This window comes from Acinetobacter sp. X9 (genome assembly GCF_054889255.1).
In genome coordinates, this window is the sequence record NZ_CM142679.1 from 1037921 (window position 1) to 1060374 (window position 22454).

At 38.3% G+C, this 22454-nt stretch carries 17 protein-coding genes; 8 read left to right on the forward strand and 9 right to left on the reverse strand.

Annotation, left to right across the window (positions count from 1 at the left end):
- Positions 1-143 precede the first annotated feature (143 nt).
- From ACYU0V_RS05015 to ACYU0V_RS05030, 4 genes are all read right to left on the reverse strand, one after another.
- A complete protein-coding gene (locus ACYU0V_RS05015) occupies positions 144-1586 on the reverse strand; it encodes a cryptochrome/photolyase family protein (protein ID WP_342063715.1) in 1443 nt (480 codons plus the stop codon).
- A gap of 118 nt (positions 1587-1704) precedes the next feature.
- Positions 1705-2187 carry an FKBP-type peptidyl-prolyl cis-trans isomerase gene (locus ACYU0V_RS05020; protein WP_002118581.1) on the reverse strand — a complete coding sequence of 161 codons (483 nt, stop codon included), beginning with the start codon at positions 2185-2187 and terminating at the stop codon, positions 1705-1707.
- A 135-nt stretch (positions 2188-2322) separates the two neighbouring features.
- Entirely contained in the window at positions 2323-3609 is a 1287-nt protein-coding gene (locus ACYU0V_RS05025; protein WP_461849281.1) for an NAD(P)/FAD-dependent oxidoreductase, read from the reverse strand.
- A gap of 97 nt (positions 3610-3706) precedes the next feature.
- Positions 3707-5026 (reverse strand): D-alanyl-D-alanine carboxypeptidase PBP6B, encoded by a 1320-nt coding sequence (locus tag ACYU0V_RS05030; RefSeq protein WP_151282805.1) that lies wholly within the window; start codon positions 5024-5026, stop codon positions 3707-3709.
- Positions 5027-5196: 170 nt separating this feature from the next.
- On the opposite strand from ACYU0V_RS05030, the gene ACYU0V_RS05035 reads away from it, so the two are divergent.
- Both ACYU0V_RS05035 and ACYU0V_RS05040 read left to right on the forward strand, forming a co-directional pair.
- Entirely contained in the window at positions 5197-6900 is a 1704-nt protein-coding gene (locus ACYU0V_RS05035) for a M61 family metallopeptidase (protein WP_461849282.1), read from the forward strand.
- 400 nt (positions 6901-7300) lie between these two features.
- Positions 7301-9538 carry an NADP-dependent isocitrate dehydrogenase gene (locus ACYU0V_RS05040; protein ID WP_461849283.1) on the forward strand — a complete coding sequence of 746 codons (2238 nt, stop codon included), beginning with the start codon at positions 7301-7303 and terminating at the stop codon, positions 9536-9538.
- A gap of 115 nt (positions 9539-9653) precedes the next feature.
- Here the strand turns inward: ACYU0V_RS05040 and ACYU0V_RS05045 are convergent, their stop codons facing one another.
- The gene (locus tag ACYU0V_RS05045) at positions 9654-10442 is read right to left on the reverse strand and encodes an rRNA large subunit pseudouridine synthase E (protein ID WP_461849284.1); all 789 of its coding nucleotides are present in this window, start codon (positions 10440-10442) and stop codon (positions 9654-9656) included.
- Between the two features lie 196 nt (positions 10443-10638).
- On the opposite strand from ACYU0V_RS05045, the gene icd reads away from it, so the two are divergent.
- Positions 10639-11895 (forward strand): NADP-dependent isocitrate dehydrogenase, encoded by a 1257-nt coding sequence (gene icd, locus ACYU0V_RS05050; protein WP_005067916.1) that lies wholly within the window; start codon positions 10639-10641, stop codon positions 11893-11895.
- Positions 11896-11930: 35 nt separating this feature from the next.
- On the opposite strand, the gene ACYU0V_RS05055 is transcribed toward icd, so the two are convergent.
- Positions 11931-12056: a hypothetical protein gene (locus ACYU0V_RS05055; protein WP_080776957.1), complete on the reverse strand. Its 126-nt coding sequence runs from the start codon at positions 12054-12056 to the stop codon at positions 11931-11933.
- On the reverse strand, positions 12053-13231 hold the full coding sequence (locus ACYU0V_RS05060) for a YbfB/YjiJ family MFS transporter (protein WP_461849285.1): 1179 nt from the start codon (positions 13229-13231) through the stop codon (positions 12053-12055). Before ACYU0V_RS05060 ends, ACYU0V_RS05055 begins: the two co-directional genes overlap by 4 nt.
- A 96-nt stretch (positions 13232-13327) precedes the next feature.
- Between ACYU0V_RS05060 and ACYU0V_RS05065 the strand changes: the two genes are divergently transcribed.
- The 4 genes from ACYU0V_RS05065 to ACYU0V_RS05080 all read left to right on the forward strand — a co-directional run bounded on the left by ACYU0V_RS05065 (position 13328) and on the right by ACYU0V_RS05080 (position 19665).
- The gene (locus ACYU0V_RS05065; RefSeq protein WP_002118709.1) at positions 13328-14209 is read left to right on the forward strand and encodes a LysR family transcriptional regulator; all 882 of its coding nucleotides are present in this window, start codon (positions 13328-13330) and stop codon (positions 14207-14209) included.
- Between the two features lie 208 nt (positions 14210-14417).
- Positions 14418-15812: an L-cystine transporter gene (locus ACYU0V_RS05070; RefSeq protein WP_461849286.1), complete on the forward strand. Its 1395-nt coding sequence runs from the start codon at positions 14418-14420 to the stop codon at positions 15810-15812.
- Between the two features lie 149 nt (positions 15813-15961).
- Positions 15962-16780, forward strand: coding sequence for a PhzF family phenazine biosynthesis protein (locus ACYU0V_RS05075; protein WP_461849287.1), 819 nt, complete (start codon positions 15962-15964; stop codon positions 16778-16780).
- A gap of 122 nt (positions 16781-16902) precedes the next feature.
- Positions 16903-19665 carry a M16 family metallopeptidase gene (locus ACYU0V_RS05080; RefSeq protein ID WP_461849288.1) on the forward strand — a complete coding sequence of 921 codons (2763 nt, stop codon included), beginning with the start codon at positions 16903-16905 and terminating at the stop codon, positions 19663-19665.
- Positions 19666-19726: 61 nt separating this feature from the next.
- On the opposite strand, the gene ACYU0V_RS05085 is transcribed toward ACYU0V_RS05080, so the two are convergent.
- A complete protein-coding gene (locus ACYU0V_RS05085) occupies positions 19727-20110 on the reverse strand; it encodes a DUF3144 domain-containing protein (RefSeq protein WP_002118682.1) in 384 nt (127 codons plus the stop codon).
- A gap of 107 nt (positions 20111-20217) precedes the next feature.
- On the opposite strand from ACYU0V_RS05085, the gene ACYU0V_RS05090 reads away from it, so the two are divergent.
- On the forward strand, positions 20218-20850 hold the full coding sequence (locus ACYU0V_RS05090) for a hypothetical protein (RefSeq protein ID WP_002118705.1): 633 nt from the start codon (positions 20218-20220) through the stop codon (positions 20848-20850).
- Positions 20851-20885: 35 nt separating this feature from the next.
- Here ACYU0V_RS05090 and ACYU0V_RS05095 read toward each other — a convergent pair whose 3' ends face one another.
- Positions 20886-22349 (reverse strand): CYTH and CHAD domain-containing protein, encoded by a 1464-nt coding sequence (locus ACYU0V_RS05095; protein ID WP_199992058.1) that lies wholly within the window; start codon positions 22347-22349, stop codon positions 20886-20888.
- Positions 22350-22454 lie beyond the last annotated feature (105 nt).

The following is a 22454-nucleotide window of genomic DNA, read 5'->3' on the forward strand; positions in this document are numbered from 1 at the left end:
TAAATGTGAGACATTGCGAAGTTATTGTTGTTTATGGCCTTTTTAAGTAACTATTATGTTTATTTGTAGATCAAAGTCACTATTTAGTCAAATATTGTTGTTATTTTTTAATGAAAAATAAACAGATAAGACGTAACTCTTATCTAAATACTCTTGAAAGTTTCAATTGCTTTAAGGCGGGTTTCCTTTAAATCAACTATTGGTTTTGGATAATTTAACTGAATATTCGTTTTAGTCGAGTAGGGCTCATGAATGGCTTTATTGTCTAGATGAGCTAATTCTTGAACCCATTGACGAATATAATCTCCATTTGGATCAAATTTCTTTGATTGAGCAATAGGGTTAAAAATTCTAAAGTAAGGTACAGCATCAGTTCCGGTAGAAGCGCACCATTGCCAGCCACCATTATTTGCTGCTAAATCCCCATCGATTAAATGCTCCATAAACCATTGTTCACCTACTCGCCAATCGATGAGCAAGTTTTTACATAAAAACATGGCTGTAATCATGCGTACACGATTATGCATCCAGCCAGTTTTTAAAAGTTGACGCATTCCAGCATCAATAATCGGTATACCTGTCTGGCCCGTTTGCCATGCGGCTAGGTGCTTTGGATTGTGACTCCACTTAATTTTTTGAGTATCTTTTTTAAATGGAATATGTTTAGAAACATGTGGGAAATCAAATAAAATATGCTGATAAAATTCTCGCCAAAGCAGTTCGTCTAACCAAGTCTGCTGGCCTTCATTTGTCAAATGAAAGTTGCCATGTTCAGCCCTAAAAAGAGCTTGCAGGCACTGGCGGATAGACAAAATCCCAAGGTTTAAATAGGGAGAAAGTTGGCTAGTTCCTTTTACATTGGGAAAGTCACGTTCTAATTTATAATCAGATAGATGATCTTTAATAAATACGTCGAGTTGCTCTAGAGCAAAAACTTCTCCGGCTGGCCATAAGTCTTGTTGCTCTTTAGAAACAGAAGGTTCAAAAAAAGCTTCAATATCTTCTAGGGTTAAGCTGTTTATTTTTGAAAAAGACGCTGGATAGCCACTTTGCTTTTCAGGAATCGGATAGCATTGAGGTAACCCACTGATATCCAATTTTGAATAACATGCTTTTTTGAATGCACCGAAAACCTGATAGGGCTGCTGTGACTGATTGCGAATAGAGCATAAAGGAAAAATCGTACGGTCATGAAATAAAAAAAGTTCTTTGCCTTGTTGATTTAAAAAATCTTGTACAGTTTTATCTCTTTTTAATTCATTAACGCCGATCTCTATATTTGAATAGACATTTTCAATATTAAGTTGAGTGCTAAGTTCACCAATATAATCAGCGATATCTTTCCAGTAAGGAATGACTTGGATAATAAGGGGAATATTAAGTTGTCCTAGTTCTTTTTTGAGTTGTTGAAGTTGACGTAGATAGAAATTAATTTTTATAGGTGCATCGTGATGCATTTTCCATTGTTCAGGCGATAAAATAATTAACCCAATACAAGGCCCTTGTTGAGAGGCATGCCATAAAGCAGCATGGTCTCGAACTCTCAAATCTTGACGAAACCAAATTAGCTGATTTACGTTTGACATGAAAATTGGCCCTTTTAGAGTGAAGTGAGTTAAAGAATTATTATCAAAATATTATATAAAAATAAATACATAAAAAAAGCAAAGCCGAAGCTTTGCTCTTATCATCTTTAAAGATGAATTAGTGGTGATGACCACCAGCACCGTGTACGTGACCGTGATCTAATTCTTCTTGAGAAGCATCACGGATTTCTACGATTTCAACTTCAAAAGTTAAATCTTGACCAGCAAGTGGGAAGTTAGCATCAACAACAACGTTGTCGCCTTCAACCGCTTTAACAGTAACGATCTGTACGCCGTCATCTGTTTGAGCTTGGAATTGCATACCAGGTTGAATGTTCTCAACACCTTGGAACATTTGAGCTGGAACTTCTTGTACTAGGTCTGGGTTGTATTCGCCATAACCTTCAGCAGCTGGAACGTTAACAGTGAATTTTTCACCAACAGTTTTACCTGTTAATGCATTTTCTAAACCAGGAATGATATTGCCTGCACCGTGCAAATAGGCAAGTGGTTCACCTTGAGATTGATCAAGTGTTTCACCCTCAGCGTTTGTTAATTTGTAGTGGAATGAAACCACGTGGTTATTTGCAATAGCAGTCATGTTTTTGATCCATTCAATCAATTGAAGCGTACATCATAAAGTGAAAAATAAATTTTGTAGACTACAAAATCTTAATCTTTGGCACTTTTTCTGATGCGTTTTTATATAAATAGGGACGAACTTAAAAAATTCAACTTAATACAGCTTAATTTTTGGACGTACACGTCTTGTAAGTAAATCTTTCATTGTGAGTAGTCCAGCCTGAGTATATCCGTGAATCGTTGCTTGATGTAAACGATATAAAGAGACATACATTGTTTTTGCAATATAGCCTTGCACGCTGACATCCCCAAGTAATTCTCCAACGGCTTTATGACGACTTAAAGACACGAGAGAACCTTTGTCGTTAAATGTAAACATTGGCTGTGATCGACCATTTAGTCGAGCAGCCATAGCATCGACTAAGAAGCTGGCCTGTTGGCTTGCAACTTGAGCACGGGGGCCAAGTGGAGGGTGTCTTGCATCAAGTTGGCAATGAGCACAGTCACCAAACGCAAATACATTTGGATCAGAATAAGTTTGCAACGTTGCATAGACCATCAGGCGGTTAATATTGTCGCGTTTAAAATCGGTAAAACTTTCTAATACCTTCGGTGCTTTTACGCCTGCGGCCCATACGGTAATATCACTTTTGAGTTGATTACCATTACTAAAGTAGATGCAATGTTTATCAATTTTTTCAACACGATGTTGAGTTAAAATTTCAACACCCATTTTTTTAAGTTGTTCTGCACTGTGTTCAGCAGTTTTATCATTTAAAGCAGGTAAGATACGTTCAGAAGCTTCAATCAGTGTGATTTTGACTTGGTTTGGATGAATCTTCTTTAAACCATATCGATAAAAGTTTTTAGTCGTTTCAATTAACTCAGCTGAAAGCTCTACACCTGTTGCTCCCGCACCAACAATTCCAATATTTAAAGTTCGCTGATTGGGTTGATTTTGAGCTTCAATATAAAGATGTAATAAATCTTGCTGGAAAATATCGGCTTGCTTTCTGCTATCAAGGAAATGGCAGTTTTCACGCACACCTGCTGTATTAAAGTCATTTGATACTGAGCCAAGCGCTAAAATAAGTGTTTCATAACTTAGCACTTGCGAATGATTCTGTTGATCCTTAGACACTTGAGGTGGCATTAGTTCAATTAATTTTTTATCTTTATTAACCCCAACTAATGTTCCGAGCACAAATTCGTAATGATGTTTTTCTGAGTGCGCAAAATAGTTAGTTTGTTCTTCGTGGGGATTTAAAGAACCAGCAGCAATTTCATGAAGCAATGGTTTCCAAATATGGGTAAGGTTTTGGTCAACCAATGTAATCTTTGCTTTACGATTTTTCCCAAAAGTTTCACCGAGTTGTGTTGCCAGTTCTAAGCCGCCAGCACCACCACCAACAATTACAATATGATGTAAATTTTGGGTCATTTTTTCACCTAATTATTTTTCTATAAAAAAAGATGGCTAAATTATGCCATCTTTTATTTATAAAAATTATTGTGCGTCTGTGCACAATTTGATGTTTTTAGTGCGAATCTACTGGGTAAAGTTTTGCAGCACTATGTTCACTTGATGAAAAAATAGAGAAGAGGCTAGAAAACCACATTGCGATTTTTTGGAAAATATTGGCTTCTTCAATATGTACATTATCTTCGATTTGAAGACTACGGATAAGTTGATTATTTTGATAAATCGATACTGTTGCCAAACTTACGACTTTCATTAATGGCGCAGTTAATTGTTTTTCATTGAGTTCAATGTTTACATGTGTTTGAGTCGTTTCAAGTGGAGCAATCACCTTGAGCTGTTGATTGCTATCAAGTACTTGAACGCGTTGAGTTGCATTATCAAAAGTATTTAGGTCAATTGGTGCTGGGTCTGCGTATAAAGATGTCGTTACAATTGTCGGTTGCTTTGTTTCTACCTTAAACATTTTTAAAGTCGACTTTACAACAGGTAGTTCAGCAATTAATTTCTGCTCAGGAATAATCACTTCATCACGTGTATAGGCGTAAGCAAGATTCATTAATTTATCTGCAATCTCAGCACGTTTTACAGCACTCGGTGTACCTAAAACAATGACTAATAAACGTCTTTGAGTTAGGTTAGATGAGAATGAAGGACGTGAAGCTGTTAAAGCCAAGTTATAACCTGCTGCCTTGGTATATCCCGTTTTTAAGCCATCTACAGATGGATCATATTTCAAAGCAAGATTAGTCGCGTGGTGGAAACGTTGGTTATAGCTAAAGCTTGGCATTTTTGAATAATGTAAATATTCAGGGGTTTGTTTAATTAATGCCTGGCTTAATAAGCTAAGGTCGTGTGCTGTAGTGAAATGGTCAGGCATTGTAATTCCAGCAGGATTACTAAAATGAGTATCTTTCATACCCAAAGCTTGAGCTTCCTGATTCATACGCTGCACGAAGCGCGGAACATCGCCAGAGATTTTTTCAGCTAAAGTCACGGCTGCATCATTAGCAGACATCACGATTAGACCTGCCAATAACTGATCAACTGAAATTTGTTCACCAGCTTTAAGATACATTTGTGATTCATCCCACTGCACAACACTAACCACTGGAGTTGCAGTAATGATTTCTTCTTTTTTCAGTTTTCCAGCTTTAATCTCTTTTAGGGCAATGTATGCAACCATCATTTTGGTTAAAGATGCTGGTGCGCGTTGAACATGGCTATTATGTTCAGCAATGATTTGACCCGATTGAGTATCTACTATAGTCCATGCAGCAGCTTCAACACTTTCAGGTGCAATATTGAGTAATGCAGCATTGGTTAGGGTAGTACAAAAAATACTAAAGAGGGTAAAAAGAGATAGAAAAAATTTCACGGATGACCTTAACTTCACTGGCAAATACGGGACACAGATGCACAGCATGCTATGCCTTTTTTTCGTGGAAGGCTAGTGTGAATTGTTGCCAAAAAATACATCTACGCAAGACGATACAAAAAAGTGATAATCTAATGTGAAGCCGTTCTTATTTTTAAATTGAAGAATTTATGTTGCATTATCAAATTGAGTTCGATGATTACAAACAACACCTTGTTCACGTGACAATTCGTTTTTTAGCCAACCCGAATCAGGAACTTTGGTTACCAACGTGGATTCCGGGTAGTTATCTAATTCGAGAGTTCTCAAAACATATTGAATCCGTTAAAGCTTATGATGAAGCTGGACGTCTGCTGGACATTAAAAAAACGAGCAAGAATCGCTGGCGTTTATTTAATACAGACCACGAATTAATGACGATTGAATATGATGTGTATGCATATGATTTGTCTGTACGTGGTGCGTATGTAGACCAGACACGCTTATATATTAATCCAGCATGCGTATGTTTAGCTTTAGAAGGACAAGAACAGTCTGCTTGTGAAGTCGAAGTTTTCTTGCCAGATGAATTAAAACATTTTCAGTTAGCAACGGGCTTAGCTTCAAAAAGCTTAGTTAAAGGTCGATTTACTTTAAAAGCAGATCACTACGATCAACTGATTGATAGTCCATTTGAATTGGCTGATCAAACACGCTTTAGTTTTGAGACGAACGGCATTGAACATGAGTTCGTAATTTCTGGTTCGCATAATACCAATATTGATCGCCTAAAAGCCGATATTGAAAAAATTTGTGCAGCTGAAATAAATATGTTCGGGTCAGCACCATTTAAAAACTATACCTTTATGACCATGGCAACAGGGAATAGTTATGGTGGATTAGAGCATTGTAATAGCACAAGCTTGATTACACCGCGTGAGGATTTGCCAAAATCGAATGAACCCACTGAACCTTCTAAAGATTATCAACGCTTTTTAGGCTTATGTAGTCATGAATATTTTCATTCATGGTTAGTCAAGTTTATCCGCCCAGAAAACTTTGCAAACTATAATTTGCATCAAGAAGGCTACACGTCTTTATTGTGGATATTTGAAGGCTTTACTTCATATTACGATGACCTGATTTTATTACGTAGCGGCGTGATTTCTCAGAAGTCTTATCTTGATTTACTCAAAGCACAAATTGACCGTTATTTGCAAAACCCAGGCCGTTTTGTTCAAACAGTTGCAGAGTCAAGTTTTGACGCGTGGATTAAATTTTATCGTCAAGATGAAAACTCGAATAATGCGGGTACCAGTTACTACAATAAAGGTTCGTTAGTTGCGTTATGTCTAGATTTAGGCTTACGTCTACGTGGTTCTAGTCTTGATGCTTTAATGCGTCGGTTATATGAAAACACTCAAAATGGTCTTCAAGTAAATGAAAGAACCATTTTTGATTTATGTAAAGAACTGACGGGTGATAGCTGGATTGAACAAATTAATCATTTGATTAATACCACTGATGAATTACCACTTGATCAACTGTTCCCTGAGTTTGGCTTAAGTTATAGAGTTAAAACTGACAAATCTTTGCCACTTGGTTTGAAACTTGTTGATAAGCCAGAAGGTGTACTCGTGCAAAGTGCTCGCCGCGATAGCGCAGCAGCTAAAGCAGGTATTTCTGCCAATGATGTAATTATCGCAATTGATGGTTTAAAAGCGACCACTAAGCTTGTCGAGAAGTATGCAAAGCAGGGCGGTACTTATACTGTGTTTGCTTTCCGTCGCGATGAGTTACTATCTTTTGAAGTTGAGTGTGCTACATCTGATTTAACTGAAGTTGAACTTATTATTGAAGATCAGGCTAAAACTGAAAAATGGTTAAAAGCTTAAATAACAGTTAAATAGTTTATAAAAAACCGATGTTTTGTACATCGGTTTTTTATTTTTAAGTGCTACTAAACGATGAGATTCGTTTTATCTTTGAGTTTGTTTTGAATGAAAAGTATAATAATTGTCAGAACTCTGAAAGATATCTCATGTAATTTAATCATATTCAGTCCATAAAAAAGTAATGATGAATGATGTATTACTTAAAGTTGGGTATAGGAATATTATCAATAGATTTAAATTATGTATTATTTCGCTGCGAAATGTCGTTATCACTGGATATTTCGTTGACTGGAAGACAATGAGAGCCGATACTCTCAGGGTTTTATTTAAGCATATCGGTTCGTAGGCACTGGGCCACAAGCTCGGTCCTCAACACTCAATCAAACGGAAGGGGCTATATATGGCTGGTGAAAAGTCAACTATTATTTACACACTGACTGATGAGGCGCCATTATTGGCGACCTATTCGCTACTGCCGATCATTGAGACCTTTACCAAGCCAGCTGGCATCGAGATTATTAAAAGTGACATCTCTGTAGCTGCACGTGTGCTCGCAGAATTCGCTGATTACCTAAGTGAAGAGCAAAAGGTATCCGACAACCTTGCAGAGCTAGGTCGTCTTACACAAGATCCAGATACAAACATTATCAAACTCCCGAACATTAGTGCGTCTGTTGCGCAATTAACTGCATGTATCAAAGAGCTTCAATCAAAAGGTTACGCAATTCCTGATTATCCGGAAAATCCAACGACTGAAGAAGAAAAATCAATCAAAGCTCGTTATGGTAAGTGCCTTGGCTCAGCAGTAAACCCTGTCCTTCGTGAAGGTAACTCTGACCGCCGTGCTCCCGCAGCAGTTAAAAACTATGCGAAAAAACACCCTCATTCAATGAGCGAGTGGAAACAGTGGTCACAAACTCATGTTTCACATATGGAAGAAGGTGACTTCTACCATGGTGAAAAATCAATGACACTTGATCGCGCACGTAATGTGAAAATGGAACTTATCACGAATAGTGGTAAGAGCATTGTTCTTAAGCCAAAAGTTGCGCTTCAAGAAGGTGAAATCATTGATTCAATGTTCATGAGCAAGAAAGCACTTTGTGATTTCTATGAAAAAGAACTTGATGATTGTAAAGAAGCGGGAATTTTATTCTCTTTACACGTAAAAGCGACAATGATGAAAGTTTCACACCCGATCGTTTTTGGTCACTGTGTGAAAATTTACTATAAAGAAGCTTTCGAAAAACACGGTAAGTTATTTGACGAATTAGGTATTAACGTTAATAACGGTATGGCTGGGTTGTACGAGAAAATCGAAACTCTTCCAACGTCATTACGTGAAGAAATCATTGAAGACTTACATGCTTGTCAAGAACACCGTCCTGCACTTGCAATGGTTGACTCGGCAAAAGGCATCACAAACTTCCATTCACCAAACGACATCATCGTAGATGCTTCTATGCCTGCAATGATTCGTGCCGGTGGTAAAATGTGGGGTGCTGATGGTAAGCAATATGATGCTAAAGCTGTTATGCCAGAATCAACATTTGCCCGTATTTACCAAGAAATGATCAATTTCTGTAAATGGCATGGTAACTTCGATCCGAAGACTATGGGTACAGTACCAAACGTTGGTTTGATGGCTCAAAAAGCTGAAGAATACGGTTCTCACGACAAGACTTTTGAGATTTCAGAAGCTGGTATTGCAAACATTACCGATCTTGACACTGGTGAAGTGTTATTGACTCAAAATGTTGAAGAGGGTGATATCTGGCGTATGTGTCAGGTTAAAGATGCTCCGATTCGTGACTGGGTTAAACTTGCAGTAACTCGTGCACGTAACTCAGGCATGCCTGCAATCTTCTGGCTTGACCCGTACCGTCCACACGAAAACGAATTGATCAAGAAAGTACAAAAGTACTTAAAAGATCATGATACGACTGGTCTTGATATCCAAATTATGTCTCAAGTACGTGCAATGCGTTATACACTTGAGCGCGTAGTACGTGGCCTAGACACGATTTCTGTGACTGGTAACATCTTACGTGACTACTTAACTGACTTGTTCCCAATTATGGAACTTGGTACTTCTGCAAAAATGTTGTCTATCGTTCCGCTTATGGCGGGCGGTGGTATGTACGAAACTGGTGCTGGTGGTTCAGCGCCTAAACACGTACAACAACTTGTTGAAGAAAACCATTTACGTTGGGATTCACTTGGTGAGTTCCTTGCGCTTGCAGTATCTTTAGAAGAAATGGGCATTAAAGAAAATAATGCTCGTGCTAAGTTACTTGCGAAGACACTTGATGAAGCGACTGGTAAATTGCTTGACAATGACAAGTCTCCATCACGTCGTACTGGGGAAATCGATAACCGTGGCAGCCACTTCTACTTGTCACTTTACTGGGCTGAAGCGCTTGCTGCTCAGAACGAAGATGCTGAGTTGAAAGCTAAATTTGCTCCTCTTGCTAAAGCTTTAGCTGAAAATGAAGAGAAGATTGTTGCTGAACTTGCTCAAGTACAAGGTAAACCAGCGAACATCGGCGGTTACTACGCAATTGACCCAACTAAAGTAAATGCTGTAATGCGTCCGAGTGCTACATTTAATGCAGCTCTTGCAACAGTTGAAGCTTAATTACTAACCCGTTAGTAATTAGCTTAAGAGCCGGTGCATATGCACCGGTTTTTTATTGCCTAAAATAAAAGACATTAAAAAAGCCCACTGATGTGAGCTTTTAAAAGATTAAATCTTATCGACCATTGCGGCCACGACCACGTGGTGCTTTGGTATTTGGACGAGTTGTACCATTAGTCTTACGACGTGGTTTCTCGCTTTCATCCATTTGCCAAATACGTTTTGTACCAGACTTTTTAGCAGAACCATCTTTGCTTTTGCGAACCATTGGTTTGCCACCAGTACCGCCTGGCTTTTTCACATATGAACGTGAGCGATAAGGCTGTTCAGCTGGCACATCTTTAAAGTCAGGGTAAAGTAATGGTTCAATTTCTTTTACATCACCCGGTTTTAAGCCAAGTTGAACTAAATCGATTGAGCCAATTTTAGTACGAATTAAACGTAAAGTTGGAAAACCTACCGCAGAAGTCATACGACGAACTTGGCGGTTACGGCCTTCACAAATTGAAATCTCGATCCAAGATGTTGGAATATTTGCACGGTAACGTACGGGTGGATTGCGTTCCCATAACCATTCAGGTTCACTGACTTTAATGGCTTTTGCAGGAAGCGTCATACCATCATTCAGTTCTACACCTTTACGAAGTTGCTCAAGCGCTTCTTCGGTTACATCGCCATCAACTTGAACTAAATACGTTTTGTATTTTTTATTTGCAGGGTTGGTAATGAACTGATTCAGACCACCATGATCGGTTAAAAAAACTAAACCCTCAGAGTCCATATCAAGACGGCCTGCCAAGCGCAAAGTCGGGTCATCAACAAAGTCAGAGACGGTCATGTGTGCTTCGTCTTTACGAAACTGGGAGAGAACGTCATAAGGCTTGTTGAGAATCACAATTTTCATAAAAAATGGCTTCTTCTTTCAAATAACTAGAGAAAACATTGAGCTATATTTAAGTGCGAAATTTGCTTATTTCCCACATAAATCTCAAAAAGAATTAAATTCGATTAAGCTATTATGCGTTAATAAAAGTTGAAAGTATTGTTTATCGATAATTATTTTTAGTTAATTAAGTATTATAAAAGGGAGAATCTACACAATGGGTTATCAGAAGATCGTGGTTCCTGCCGACGGCGACAAAATCAAAGTAAATGCAGACCTATCACTGAACGTACCAAATCATCCAATTATTCCTTTCATTGAGGGTGATGGTATTGGTGTGGATATTACACCAACAATGAAAGCAGTCGTAGACGCTGCTATTTTAAAAGCATACGGTGGCAAACGCTCGATCGAATGGATGGAAGTGTATTGCGGCGAAAAAGCCAATAAAATTTATGGCAACTATATGCCAGAAGAAACTTTTGAAGCACTTCGCGAGTTCGTTGTATCAATCAAAGGTCCTTTAACCACACCAGTTGGTGGAGGCATTCGTTCACTCAACGTTGCCTTACGCCAAGAATTAGATCTATATGTTTGCGTACGACCAGTACGTTGGTTTGAAGGCGTTCCTTCACCCGTTCAACACCCAGAATTAACTGATATGGTAATTTTCCGTGAGAACTCGGAAGATATCTATGCAGGTATTGAATGGAAAGCTGATTCTGAAGAGGCCAAAAAAGTCATTAAGTTCCTTCAAGAAGAAATGGGTGTCACAAAAATCCGTTTCCCTGAAGGATGTGGTATTGGAATTAAACCTGTTTCAAAAGAAGGAACACAGCGTTTAGTCCGTAAAGCCATTCAGTTTGCAATCGAAAATGATAAGCCTTCTGTAACGCTGGTTCACAAGGGTAATATCATGAAATACACCGAAGGCGCATTTAAAGAATGGGGCTATGAATTGGCTCTTGATCGTTTCGGTGGAGAGCTAATTGATGGTGGCCCATGGGTTAAAATTAAAAACCCTAGAACTGGTAAAGATATCATTATCAAAGATGTCATTGCAGACGCGTTTTTACAGCAGATCCTGATGCGTCCAGCCGATTACTCTGTGATTGCCACGCTAAATTTAAACGGTGATTATATTTCTGATGCTTTGGCAGCAGAAGTCGGAGGTATTGGTATTGCACCTGGTGCAAATATTGGTGGTGCTATTGCAGTATATGAAGCAACTCATGGTACTGCACCTAAATATGCGGGACAGGATAAAGTAAACCCTGGTTCTATTATTCTTTCTGCGGAAATGATGCTGCGTGATATGGGGTGGACAGAGGCTGCTGATCTGATCATTAAAGGAATTTCTGGAGCAATTGCTGCCAAAACCGTAACTTACGATTTTGAGCGACTAATGCCGGGAGCAACCTTGTTACGTTGTTCTGAGTTTGGTGATGCGATTATTAAGCACATGGGAGAGTAATCTTCTATAAAAAAGCCCTCGGTTGAGGGCTTTTTTTATTGTAAAAATTCAGAGTGCTTAGTGGTCTTCGTGATGCCGACTTTCTTTTGATAACTCTGATCTATGGCCTGAATAACAAGAACAAAGGCAATTAAAAATAGCGGGAAGAACAGAGATTTCATGATTCGGTTTCTCCGAGGGTTGAGATGAAAGAAGGGCGTACAGGAAGTAAAAGGCAAACTGCAAAGAGTAGAACGGTTCCACTCAAAAGAAAGAGATGTGCATAAGACCAATTCAAATGATGCAAAGTACTAATGACAACCCCACCTAAAAGCTGAGTGCTAGCAAAGCCAATGGTGGCAAGGCTCCAAAGCTTTTGATAACGGTGCTCATAAATCTGTAGCAGACTATAAGAACTAATAAATACGGTTGCGGGAGTCAGTAAGCCTGTCAGAAGCGAAGATAAGGCCAGTAAAGATGCGGTATGTGAAAGGAACGGCAAAACAACGGCTAAGCTGTAAATGGCATATAACCATTTAATGGCCTGTAGATATCCGATTAGTCTGCTTAAGCAATAAGCGACAAGTGCACCAATGCAGCTTCCCACTCCATAGAGAACCCAAAATAAATTTCTTTGCTGTAACGGAAAATGCAGAGTTCCAGATAAATAATCCATCCAAAACAAAGAATGTGGAATATAGGCAAAGGCACTACACATGTAGGCAAGAATAATGACCAGACCTAAACGTGATTTTTGTGAGAGTTGTAGAGTGGTCGATTGTGGTTTAATCATCTGGGCAGTATTACGACTTAATAATCGATAAAGAGTTAAGCTTCCTAATAGAGAAAGACCAGCAAAAATATACCAAACATAATGAACAGGCATATTTTGAAGTAGGGGAATAATAATGGTGGCAGATAAAACGCCCACACCAATTCCGCTAAATCCTAAGAAATTAACTTTTAATCTTTGCGTGGTGGGAATGTATTTCATCGCAAAGCTAGGCGCCAAAATCATAAGTAAGCCGCCAGCAATACCTGAAATCGTACGCCAAAAAATGAACCACACCAAAGGCATATCCATGAATGAACAGCCTAGTAGGCTGAGGCTGCCAGCTATAGCCGACAAGACAATCATGGGTGGAATGTACTTTTCCTTAATACTCAATAGGGCGAATAAAGCACCAATGAGATATCCCAATAAATTTGCGCTGCCCAAGAAACTGGCAAAATCATGGGTCCAATGGTATTGCTCGATCATGATGGGCATAAGCGCAGTATAGGAAAATCTAAAAACACCAATTCCCAAACAAGTTGCCAAAAAGACAATTAAGCTCATTCGATAAAACGTAGACATGAGAGGACGCTCAATTTTTTTATTATTAAAAGCGAGTTTTTAAATCTTTAAAAATGATTTAATATGATGGTGATTATCTTATTTTGAGATAGTGGTATGTTGCTTAAGTCTCTAGAGTTTTTTTTAGCTGTTGCAGAGAGTGGAAGTTTTTCCTTGGCTGCACAAAAAATGTATACGGTTCAATCGAATATCACGAGCCATGTGAAAAAGCTTGAAGAAGAGTTAGGGGTTATTTTATTCAATCGTAATAACCCAGTGACCTTAACGAATGCCGGACAACAGCTGCATAGTTATGCTGTTCAAATGATTGCGCTACATAATAAAGCGAAAAAAATCTTTCAAGAGGGTGATATTGACCCGAACGAAACCATTCGTTTGGGTAGTATGGAAACGACAGCAGCAATACGGTTACCTCAATTACTCAATCAATGTATGCAGCAATATCCGAATTTGCCGATCGAGTTGCAAACTCACCCGACACGATATTTGTTAAGCGCTGTGCAGCAAGGAGAGGTTGATTGTGCTTTTGTTGCTTCTAAATATTTAATTCCAGAGTTGTATAGTTTACCTGTTTGGCAAGAACAATTGGTTTTGGTTTGTCCGAAACAGCAAACTCACTTTCCAGATGTTGCCAAGCTTGCAAAGACCCGATTTATTGCGTTTCGACAAGGTTGTTCTTATCGTCATGCAATCGAGTTATTTTTAAATGATCACAGTGTCCCGCCTTCACAAATTATGGAAATGGGCAGTCTGGACGGAATTGTAAGCTGTGTGGAATTAGGTGTTGGTTTTGCTTTATTGCCAAAGTCATATCTAAACAAAGTAGTCGAGAAAGTGTCATTAAGTTGTTTTGAACTTAATACTGAATCCGCTCATTTTACTACCTACTTGGTTGCCCAATCGCCCGAAACATGGGGAACCAATTTAAAGCAGTTTATTCATTTTATTGAGCAACAATTTGAATTAAAGGTTGCTTAGGTTGTGATTGATTTTCATACGTAAATATCCAACTTAATTTATAAATTAAAAGTGATATATATGTATGAAAAAGTCATTTTATATTCTCACAGAGGTTTGTAATCATCTTGATGCTATAAAATTGTGGAAAAGGGTAGTTTATATAGGCTGGCTATGGTCAAATATGCCCCCTTGAAAGATGACACAAGCAATAATTTGGAGTTTGGGAATGAATATACCCTTAATCATCAATATTGTGGTTTTTGTCGGGTTAATATTTTTACTCGCCCAAACACGTAAAACGGACTGGAGCTTATCGAAAAAAGTTCTGGCTGGCTTAGTTCTAGGTGTAGTGTTTGGTTTAGGACTACATTTGATTTATGGCGGTGGCCATCCGATTCTTGCTGAATCTATTAGCTGGTTTAATATCGTTGGAAACGGCTATGTAAAACTTTTACAAATGGTCGTGATGCCTTTGGTATTTGTGTCTATTTTGGGAGCGGTGGCAAAATTACACCAAGCATCTTCTTTAGGCAAAATCAGTTTTTATACGATCGGTACTTTACTCTTTACAACGCTGATTGCTGCACTGGTAGGGGTATTTGTTACCAACCTGTTTGGCTTAACTGCAAAAGGTTTGGTGCAAGGTGCTGCTGAAACTGCACGCTTAACTGCCATTAATACGGACTATGTAGGCAAAGTTACCGATTTAAGTGTGCCGCAGTTTATTCTTTCCTTTATTCCAAGTAACCCATTTGCTGAATTGACTGGTGCAAACCCAACATCAATTATTAGTGTAGTTATTTTTGCCGTCTTTTTAGGTATAGCAGCGCTTAACCTAATGAAGGACGACGCAGAAAAAGGTCAACGTATTCTGACTGCAATTCAGACGTTGCAGTCATGGGTAATGAAGCTTGTGCGCTTAGTGATGACTCTTACACCATATGGCGTATTTGCGCTTATGACAAAAGTCGTGGCAAGTTCAAACGTCGCAGATATTTTAAATCTAGGCGGTTTCTTGGTTGCATCTTATTTAGGCTTGGCGATTATGTTTGTCGTACATGCCATTATTTTGACTATGACGGGTGTTTCTCCTCTTAAATTCTTTAAGAAAGTTGCTCCAGTTTTAACGTTCGCATTCACTAGCCGTTCAAGTGCAGCAAGTATTCCACTGAGCATTGAAACGCAAACTCGTCGTTTGGGTGTGCCTGAATCTATTGCAAGTTTCTCTGCTTCTTTTGGGGCGACTATTGGTCAAAATGGTTGTGCAGGTTTGTATCCTGCAATGCTCGCGGTGATGGTTGCACCAACTATGGGTATCAACACCTTAGACCCAATGTGGATTGCATCGTTAGTTGGTATTGTGACTTTAAGTTCAATTGGGGTTGCCGGAGTAGGTGGTGGTGCGACTTTTGCTGCGCTGATTGTTCTTCCTGCAATGGGTTTACCTGTAACATTGGTTGCGCTTCTTATTTCAATTGAACCCCTCATTGATATGGGGCGTACTGCATTAAACGTAAATGGTTCAATGACTGCGGGTGTAGTGACGAGTCAATTCATGGGGCAGACTGATAAAGAAATATTAAACAGTGAAGATGAAATTGAATTAACTCAACATCATTAAAGATCAGTAAAAAAACGGCTCTCTATTCTGGATGAGCCGTTTTTTTATATGCATAAATTATTACTGTGATGTTAATTTTAAAAAAACTGTATCTGTTTTTCTTTTAAATAATTTTCGAAAATGAGCCTATTACAAAAGAGAGCACTATCATGAAAATGTATCAAGTCGATGCTTTTACAAAAGAGTTATTTCGTGGAAATCCAGCCGCTGTCGTTGTTGAAAAAGAGTGGTTAGATGTAGATTTAATGCAGAAGATAGCACTTGAAAACAACTTATCTGAAACTGCTTTTGTAAAAATTATAGACTCTGAAAACTATGAAATCCGTTGGTTCACTCCAACGATCGAAGCTGATTTTTGTGGGCATGCGACTCTTGCCAGTGCTTTTGTATTATTTAAAGATTTTACTGACAAGAAGACCATTAATTTTCATGTCCGAAACTTAGGGCTTTTTATCATTCATCAAGATGATGATGGTAAAATCAGAATGGATTTTCCAATTCGTAAAGCTCATCAAGTTGAAGATTATCCGGCTGTTTTACGTGAGGCATTAACCAAACCCTTTAAAGCGGTTTATCAAAATGATTACGCTTATATTGTTGAATATGAGTCAGTGCAAGATGTGTTGGATGAGCAGCCTGATATGAGTTTGCTCAAAACTTTAGGTAAGTTACGTACTGCTATTACAGCAAGAGACATGGATGTTGCTATTACCTCAAAAGCGGACCAACAGTACGATTGTATATCGCGTTATTTTGCACCTGTCGCGGGCATTGATGAAGATCCAGTTACGGGTTCAATTCATACCGCAATAGCACCATTATGGGCAGAGAAACTCGATAAAAATAATATTATGGCTTATCAGGCTTCTAGCCGTGGAGGCGTTTTATATTGCAATATCCTGAATCAGGAACGTATTGAAGTTTCAGGGTATGGGAAGCTTTATATGCAAGCTGAAATTTTTCCTTAAAATATAAGGCCGTTTAAATAAACGGCTTTTTTTTCAAAACTTTACTATGAAAGTCAGCTTAAATTTCCTACTATAGTCCCACAACTATTGATTTTTTATTATTCAAATTAATTGGTATTTATATGTTTATGCAGTTTAAACAACTGACACTCTCCCTATGTATTCTTGGTTTAAGTGCTGCGTCTTGGGCACAAACTACACTAGTAAAAAGTAAGCAAAATGTTGAGGAATATAAATTAGATAATGGTTTTCGGGTAGTGCTTGCGCCGAATGACAAAGAAAATAAAATCTTTATTAATACCATTTATTTAACAGGCTCATTAAATGACCCGCAAGGTAAAAGTGGCTTAGCTCATTTGCTTGAGCACTTGGCTTTTAAGGGGACTCAAAATGTTAAAGGGGAAGAATTCCAGCGTCGTTTAGATCAATATACATTGATGACAAACGCCAGCACCGATTATTATTCAACAAAATATACTAATATCGTTCGTCCAGAAAAAACTGCGCTTGATCAGGTGCTGTATCTTGAATCTGAGCGTATGGATAAATTAGTTCTTCAAGAAAAGTTTGTTCCTTCCGAGATTGAAATTGTAAAGCGTGAACGCGAAGTCCGTATGGATCAGCCTTTTGCTGTGCTGATGGATCAAATGTGGAAGTCAGCTTATGGTAACCAATATTTAGGACGTTTACCGATTGGTGATTTGCCTGAGCTTAAATCGATTAAAATGCCTGAATTAAATCAGTTCTATCGTAGCTGGTATGCACCTAATAATGCAGTCATGGTGATTTCAGGTAAGTTTGATAAGACTGATGTCTTAAAAACAATAGATCAATATTTTAGCCCAATCACGGCAAGAGCTGTTCCTAAGCCTGTACAGATTCCTGTGCTCGACTCTACAAAAATAAAAAATCGTCAATTCATGGTGAAAAAGGGTAGTGATTTGGCCAAATTCCATATCTATATGAATGGTAAAAATACCAAAATTCAACCGGAACTGGCTTTCGCACCTATGTTGTATACCATGCAGCCAAGTGGTCACTTATACCAGAACATGGTGGAAACAGGTATTACCACAAATGTTGAAGCTAGTACTTGGTTAGACCAAGATTTTAACGTCGTATTTTTAGGTGCGATCTATTCACCAAAAAATGATCCTAATAAAGTTGAAAGCGCTTTGCTCTCTGGAATTGAAAAGGGTAAACCTTTTACAGAGACTGAGCTAAATCGTGTAAAAAGCTTAATGAAAACACAAGGTGAGTTAGTCAATAAAGACGCCGTTGCTTTGGGTTCCCGTTTAAGTGATTACACTGTAGCGGATGGGCAATGGGACCAATATTTTAAAGATTTAGATTCAATTGATAAAGTGAAGCTCAATGAGGTAAATCAAACTTTAAAGCAGTTCCTTGTGGCTGAGCATCGTATTGATGGCGATATTTTGCCAACCCCCGAAGACCAGAAAAAAGCGCAACAGCAAAATTCAAAAGAGACACCTAAAACTCTAGATCAGGTGGAAGCAAAGGCTGAGCCTTTAAAAGATCCGAAAGTATATCAACAAGAAGTTGCTGAGTTTTTAAAAACTTCAAAGCAATATGTTGAAAGCAATGAGAAAAAGATTATCCGTGGAAAACTAAAAAATGGAATGAAGTATGCTTTATTCCCAGTTGAAACACGTGATGATCGTACTTACGCAACGATTACGATGGACTTCGGAACAGAAAAATCTTTATTTAATAAAGGTACGGTAGTTGATTTAACGTCATACTTATTGCTTCGTGGTTCTGATAAATACAGTTTGCAAGATATTGCTGATAAATCAATTGATGCAGGCGGTGCGGCTTATGCAAGTGCTGATGGCAATGGCATGACCATTAATATTCAGTCTAAATCAGAAAAATTTGATGAGTTTTTCAAGTTTGTTCTTGATGTGATGAAAAATCCGAAATTTGAACAATCTCAATTTGATTTAATTAAATCGCAAAGCTTATCAAGCCTTGATCGTCCTTATACAGAACCAGATGTAGTAGCGGGCTTAACACTTTCACGTTTACTTGAAGAATATCAACCAGGTGATTTGCGTTATCACTTTGAACCTGAACTGGCAAAACAGCAGTTGAAAAATGCAACTCAAGAACAGGTGAAAGAGTTATATGAGCGTTTCTTTGCAATGAACCATGCTCAAATTGCCATTACAGGCGAATTTGATGCGAAAAAGATGCAGAAATTACTGAATCAGGAATTTGGTCGTTGGAACGGTAAGCAGCCATATCAAAAAATCTTGATTGATCACGTTGATTTTCCAGCACAGCAAGTTCATGTTTTGTCTGAGCAGCGCGAATTTGGTAGCTACCAAAGTGTGCTTTCAATTCCAGTTGGGAAAAACCATCCAGATGCATCTGCTCTCATTTTAATGAACTATATTTTAGGGGAATCTCAAATTTCATCACGTTTGGCTCAAGAGCTTCGTGAGAAAAATGCGCTAGTCTATGGTTTTGGAAGTGGGCTGCAACTTGATCGTGATACGAATGTAGGGGCTTTGAGTATTAGTGCAAATTATACTTCAGGTCGCTCAGCACAAGTGTCTGCCTCAATACATAAAGTGTTAAATGACTTGGTTAAAAATGGGGTAACTGAGCAAGAGCTTGAAGCTGCTAAAGCAGATATCATGAAGAAACGAGTTACGGCTTTAGAAGATGAACGTAATATTCATGGCATGTTAAATCTACAGCTTGAAACAAACAAAACATTGCAAGACCGAATTCGTCATGATCAAGAGTTAACTAAATTGACTGTTGCTGACGTTAACAGAGTAATTAAGAAGTATATTAAAACTGAACATTTGGTCGAAGTGATGGCTGATCAATATGGTCAGGCCGCAAAGAAATAAAGTCTTCTCGCAAATAAAAAGCCACTCAAATGTGGCTTTTTATTTAGGTCTTTAAATCATATTAATGATCATGTTTGTGCGCGTGAAAATCTTCATTTTTACGGAAACGTAAATAATTTTCGAATTGTTCACAATACTCATCGAAGTTATCTTCAAGCATCATTTGAAACTGCTGAAGAAGGTAAGACATGACCTGATCTTTTGCATCACGCATTTCATTACCATCTTTAAAGTTATTTGCTGCTACCCATGTATTGAAACGGGCAGTAGCAAATAACATTGCAGCACTCACTTGACCACGTAGCTCAGCCGGATCAACTTTTTTATCTTTTGGCGGGCGACAAAAATCATTAGCCTGTTTAATAAATTCATCCGCACGCTCAAAGAAAACAGCATTTAATGCTTCTTCTTCAGTAATATCTGTTGCATTAATCTTTTGAGACATGACTTATTCCCGCAAAAATAGAGCTGCTTATTATAGGCAAACGCTTGCGGAAACAAAACCTTTGACTTAGTCTGTAAATAGCCTAAGTATTGGTAGGAGAGACTAATATGCAAGATGCAATTGCTATTCAAAGTTTAAAGACAGATATTGCTTTATTACGCCAGCATGTTTTCCCACCTCAATATTTAGAGCATGTCGAAGGATTGCCCATTTATTATGGCTTGCAAGAAGAAGTCGAAAACTACTACCGTCAATGGCAGGGGCTAATTGAAAGGGCGCAAGAGCTTTTTCAGCCATTTATGGAAGATGAATTACCAGATGCGATTCATTTGCCAAGTCATTTAAATTTACCGCTATTCTTTTTTCACGTAGACCGAATTCGGATTAATAAAACACGCGCAAAAGAATCTAAAACTTTTCGCGGTGTTGCGAGTCTTATTGAAAAATGCGGGCAGTTCGAAACTGATCAGATTTTTACGATGCAAGAATGGTTGCAAAGTGATGATACCGCGGCTCTGGTTGCTCACCGTGAATTCATCGATTTAAGAACCTATGTATTCCAGCATGGACAAAGCGAATATACACGTTCACGGTTTTACACCAATGGGATTGTGCTAGGGGTTGAACCGCATTTTAAACTGGTCGATGCTCGTGATAAGCCAAGAAAGCAACGCAGCGATAGCTATAGTGATCCGTTAGCAGATAACGGCGTATGGAAAGTATTTGGTAAATACCGATAAAAAGTCGCTGCACGTCTACAGCGACTTTTTATAAATTACCAGAAAGTTTCAGCCTGACTAAAAGTCTGTAAAGCTTTTGCTGAGCGCTTTTGTAATTGTGGCTGTTTGGCTTTGACCCAACCTAAGGCAAACCAGAAAGACGGATCTTGTTCAACCACATTGTTAAAAATACCTTCTGCAATAAACAAATCGTTATATTGACCTAGGGTATTTTGCACAGGTTGTAGCTGTTTTAAATATTGCTGTACTTTTTTATTTGGATAAAGACTAGAAATAAACTCAACACAATAACGTAACTGCTTAGCTTGCTTTCTTATTTTGTGTTGTTCAGTCACTTCAAGCTCAGAGAAGTGTTCAGCATTACTAATCACTTTATGATGTAACTTATCTAAGCTCTTTTTAATATGTTTTTTTAAGCTGCCTTTTTGGGACTTAGAATCTTCTTCTGAATAAGCAAATGCTAATAAATTGAGTAATAGCTTAATCGTGTCTGCAGAGGTAAAGATTGTTGAGAGTTCTTTTGAGGGCTGGGCTGAAACTGGTAGTAATAGTTCAGGTGATCCATGTTGTTGAATAATAGGTAACACTTCGGTACGAATCGCATCTTCATCACGAGTGTCTCCAAGTTTACGGAAAAGCTCAGCAATTTGTTCTTCCCAAAGAGGATTTAGCTCGCCTGACCAACCTGCAAAATGCTTAAGGGCACTACGTAAACGACGTAGACTCACACGTGCTTGGTGAATATGCTCAGCTTCAGCAACCCCATCGGCAATGACAGCCATATTTGGTAAGAATTGTTCTAAACAGTTTTCGACAATCTTTTTGAGAGCCTGTTGAGCAGTAATATCTTTATTTAATGTTAGAGCTTTGGCATGAATAGCAGGTGAGGCAGCTTGTCCTAATGCTAATAAATTGCCACGTTCGGCTTTACTTCTTACATCTAGCCAAAGTGAGTAACGATTAATCCATTGCTGCGCAAATTGAATAAGCGTTTTCACTGCACCCTGCTTGAGTTCAAATTCGACTTCGCAAATTACACTTTGTGCATCCGCTGTTTTTACGACACCATCATCTAAGCAAACCTCAATCGCTGTATTATCTGCTTCAAACACATGGTAGGTGCGCTGTACATCAGTCTCAAACTGCAAACTTAGTTTTTCAGCTTCTGTTCCTAAAGCCGTATTAATTAAATCAGTTACCACTTTATTATCTTGATATAACTCAAGGTTTAAGTCAGGTTCTTGGTCACACACACCTAAATGAATTTCTTCTTCAACACGGTGGAGATGGCTTTGACCTGCGGCTTTAAATGTTTGTACCCATTGATCATCTTCTTTACGTAAACGTAAGGCCATACCGTTTTTTGCAAGCAGTCGATCAGGAGTATCGTAATACTTTGCCTGTAAGTGAATATTCTTTGCTTTGTGTTTTTTTAAGTATTGCTGGACAGTTTTTTTCTTCGATTCAGGTAACTGAAACTTTAGTTCGACTTCGACCATAATATATCTCCCTGAATCAGGTATTTAGACTATCTTGAATAAGTATAATAGCTTAGCTATAAAAATAATGGTTTTGATAGAGAAAGTTACAATCAAACATATGAC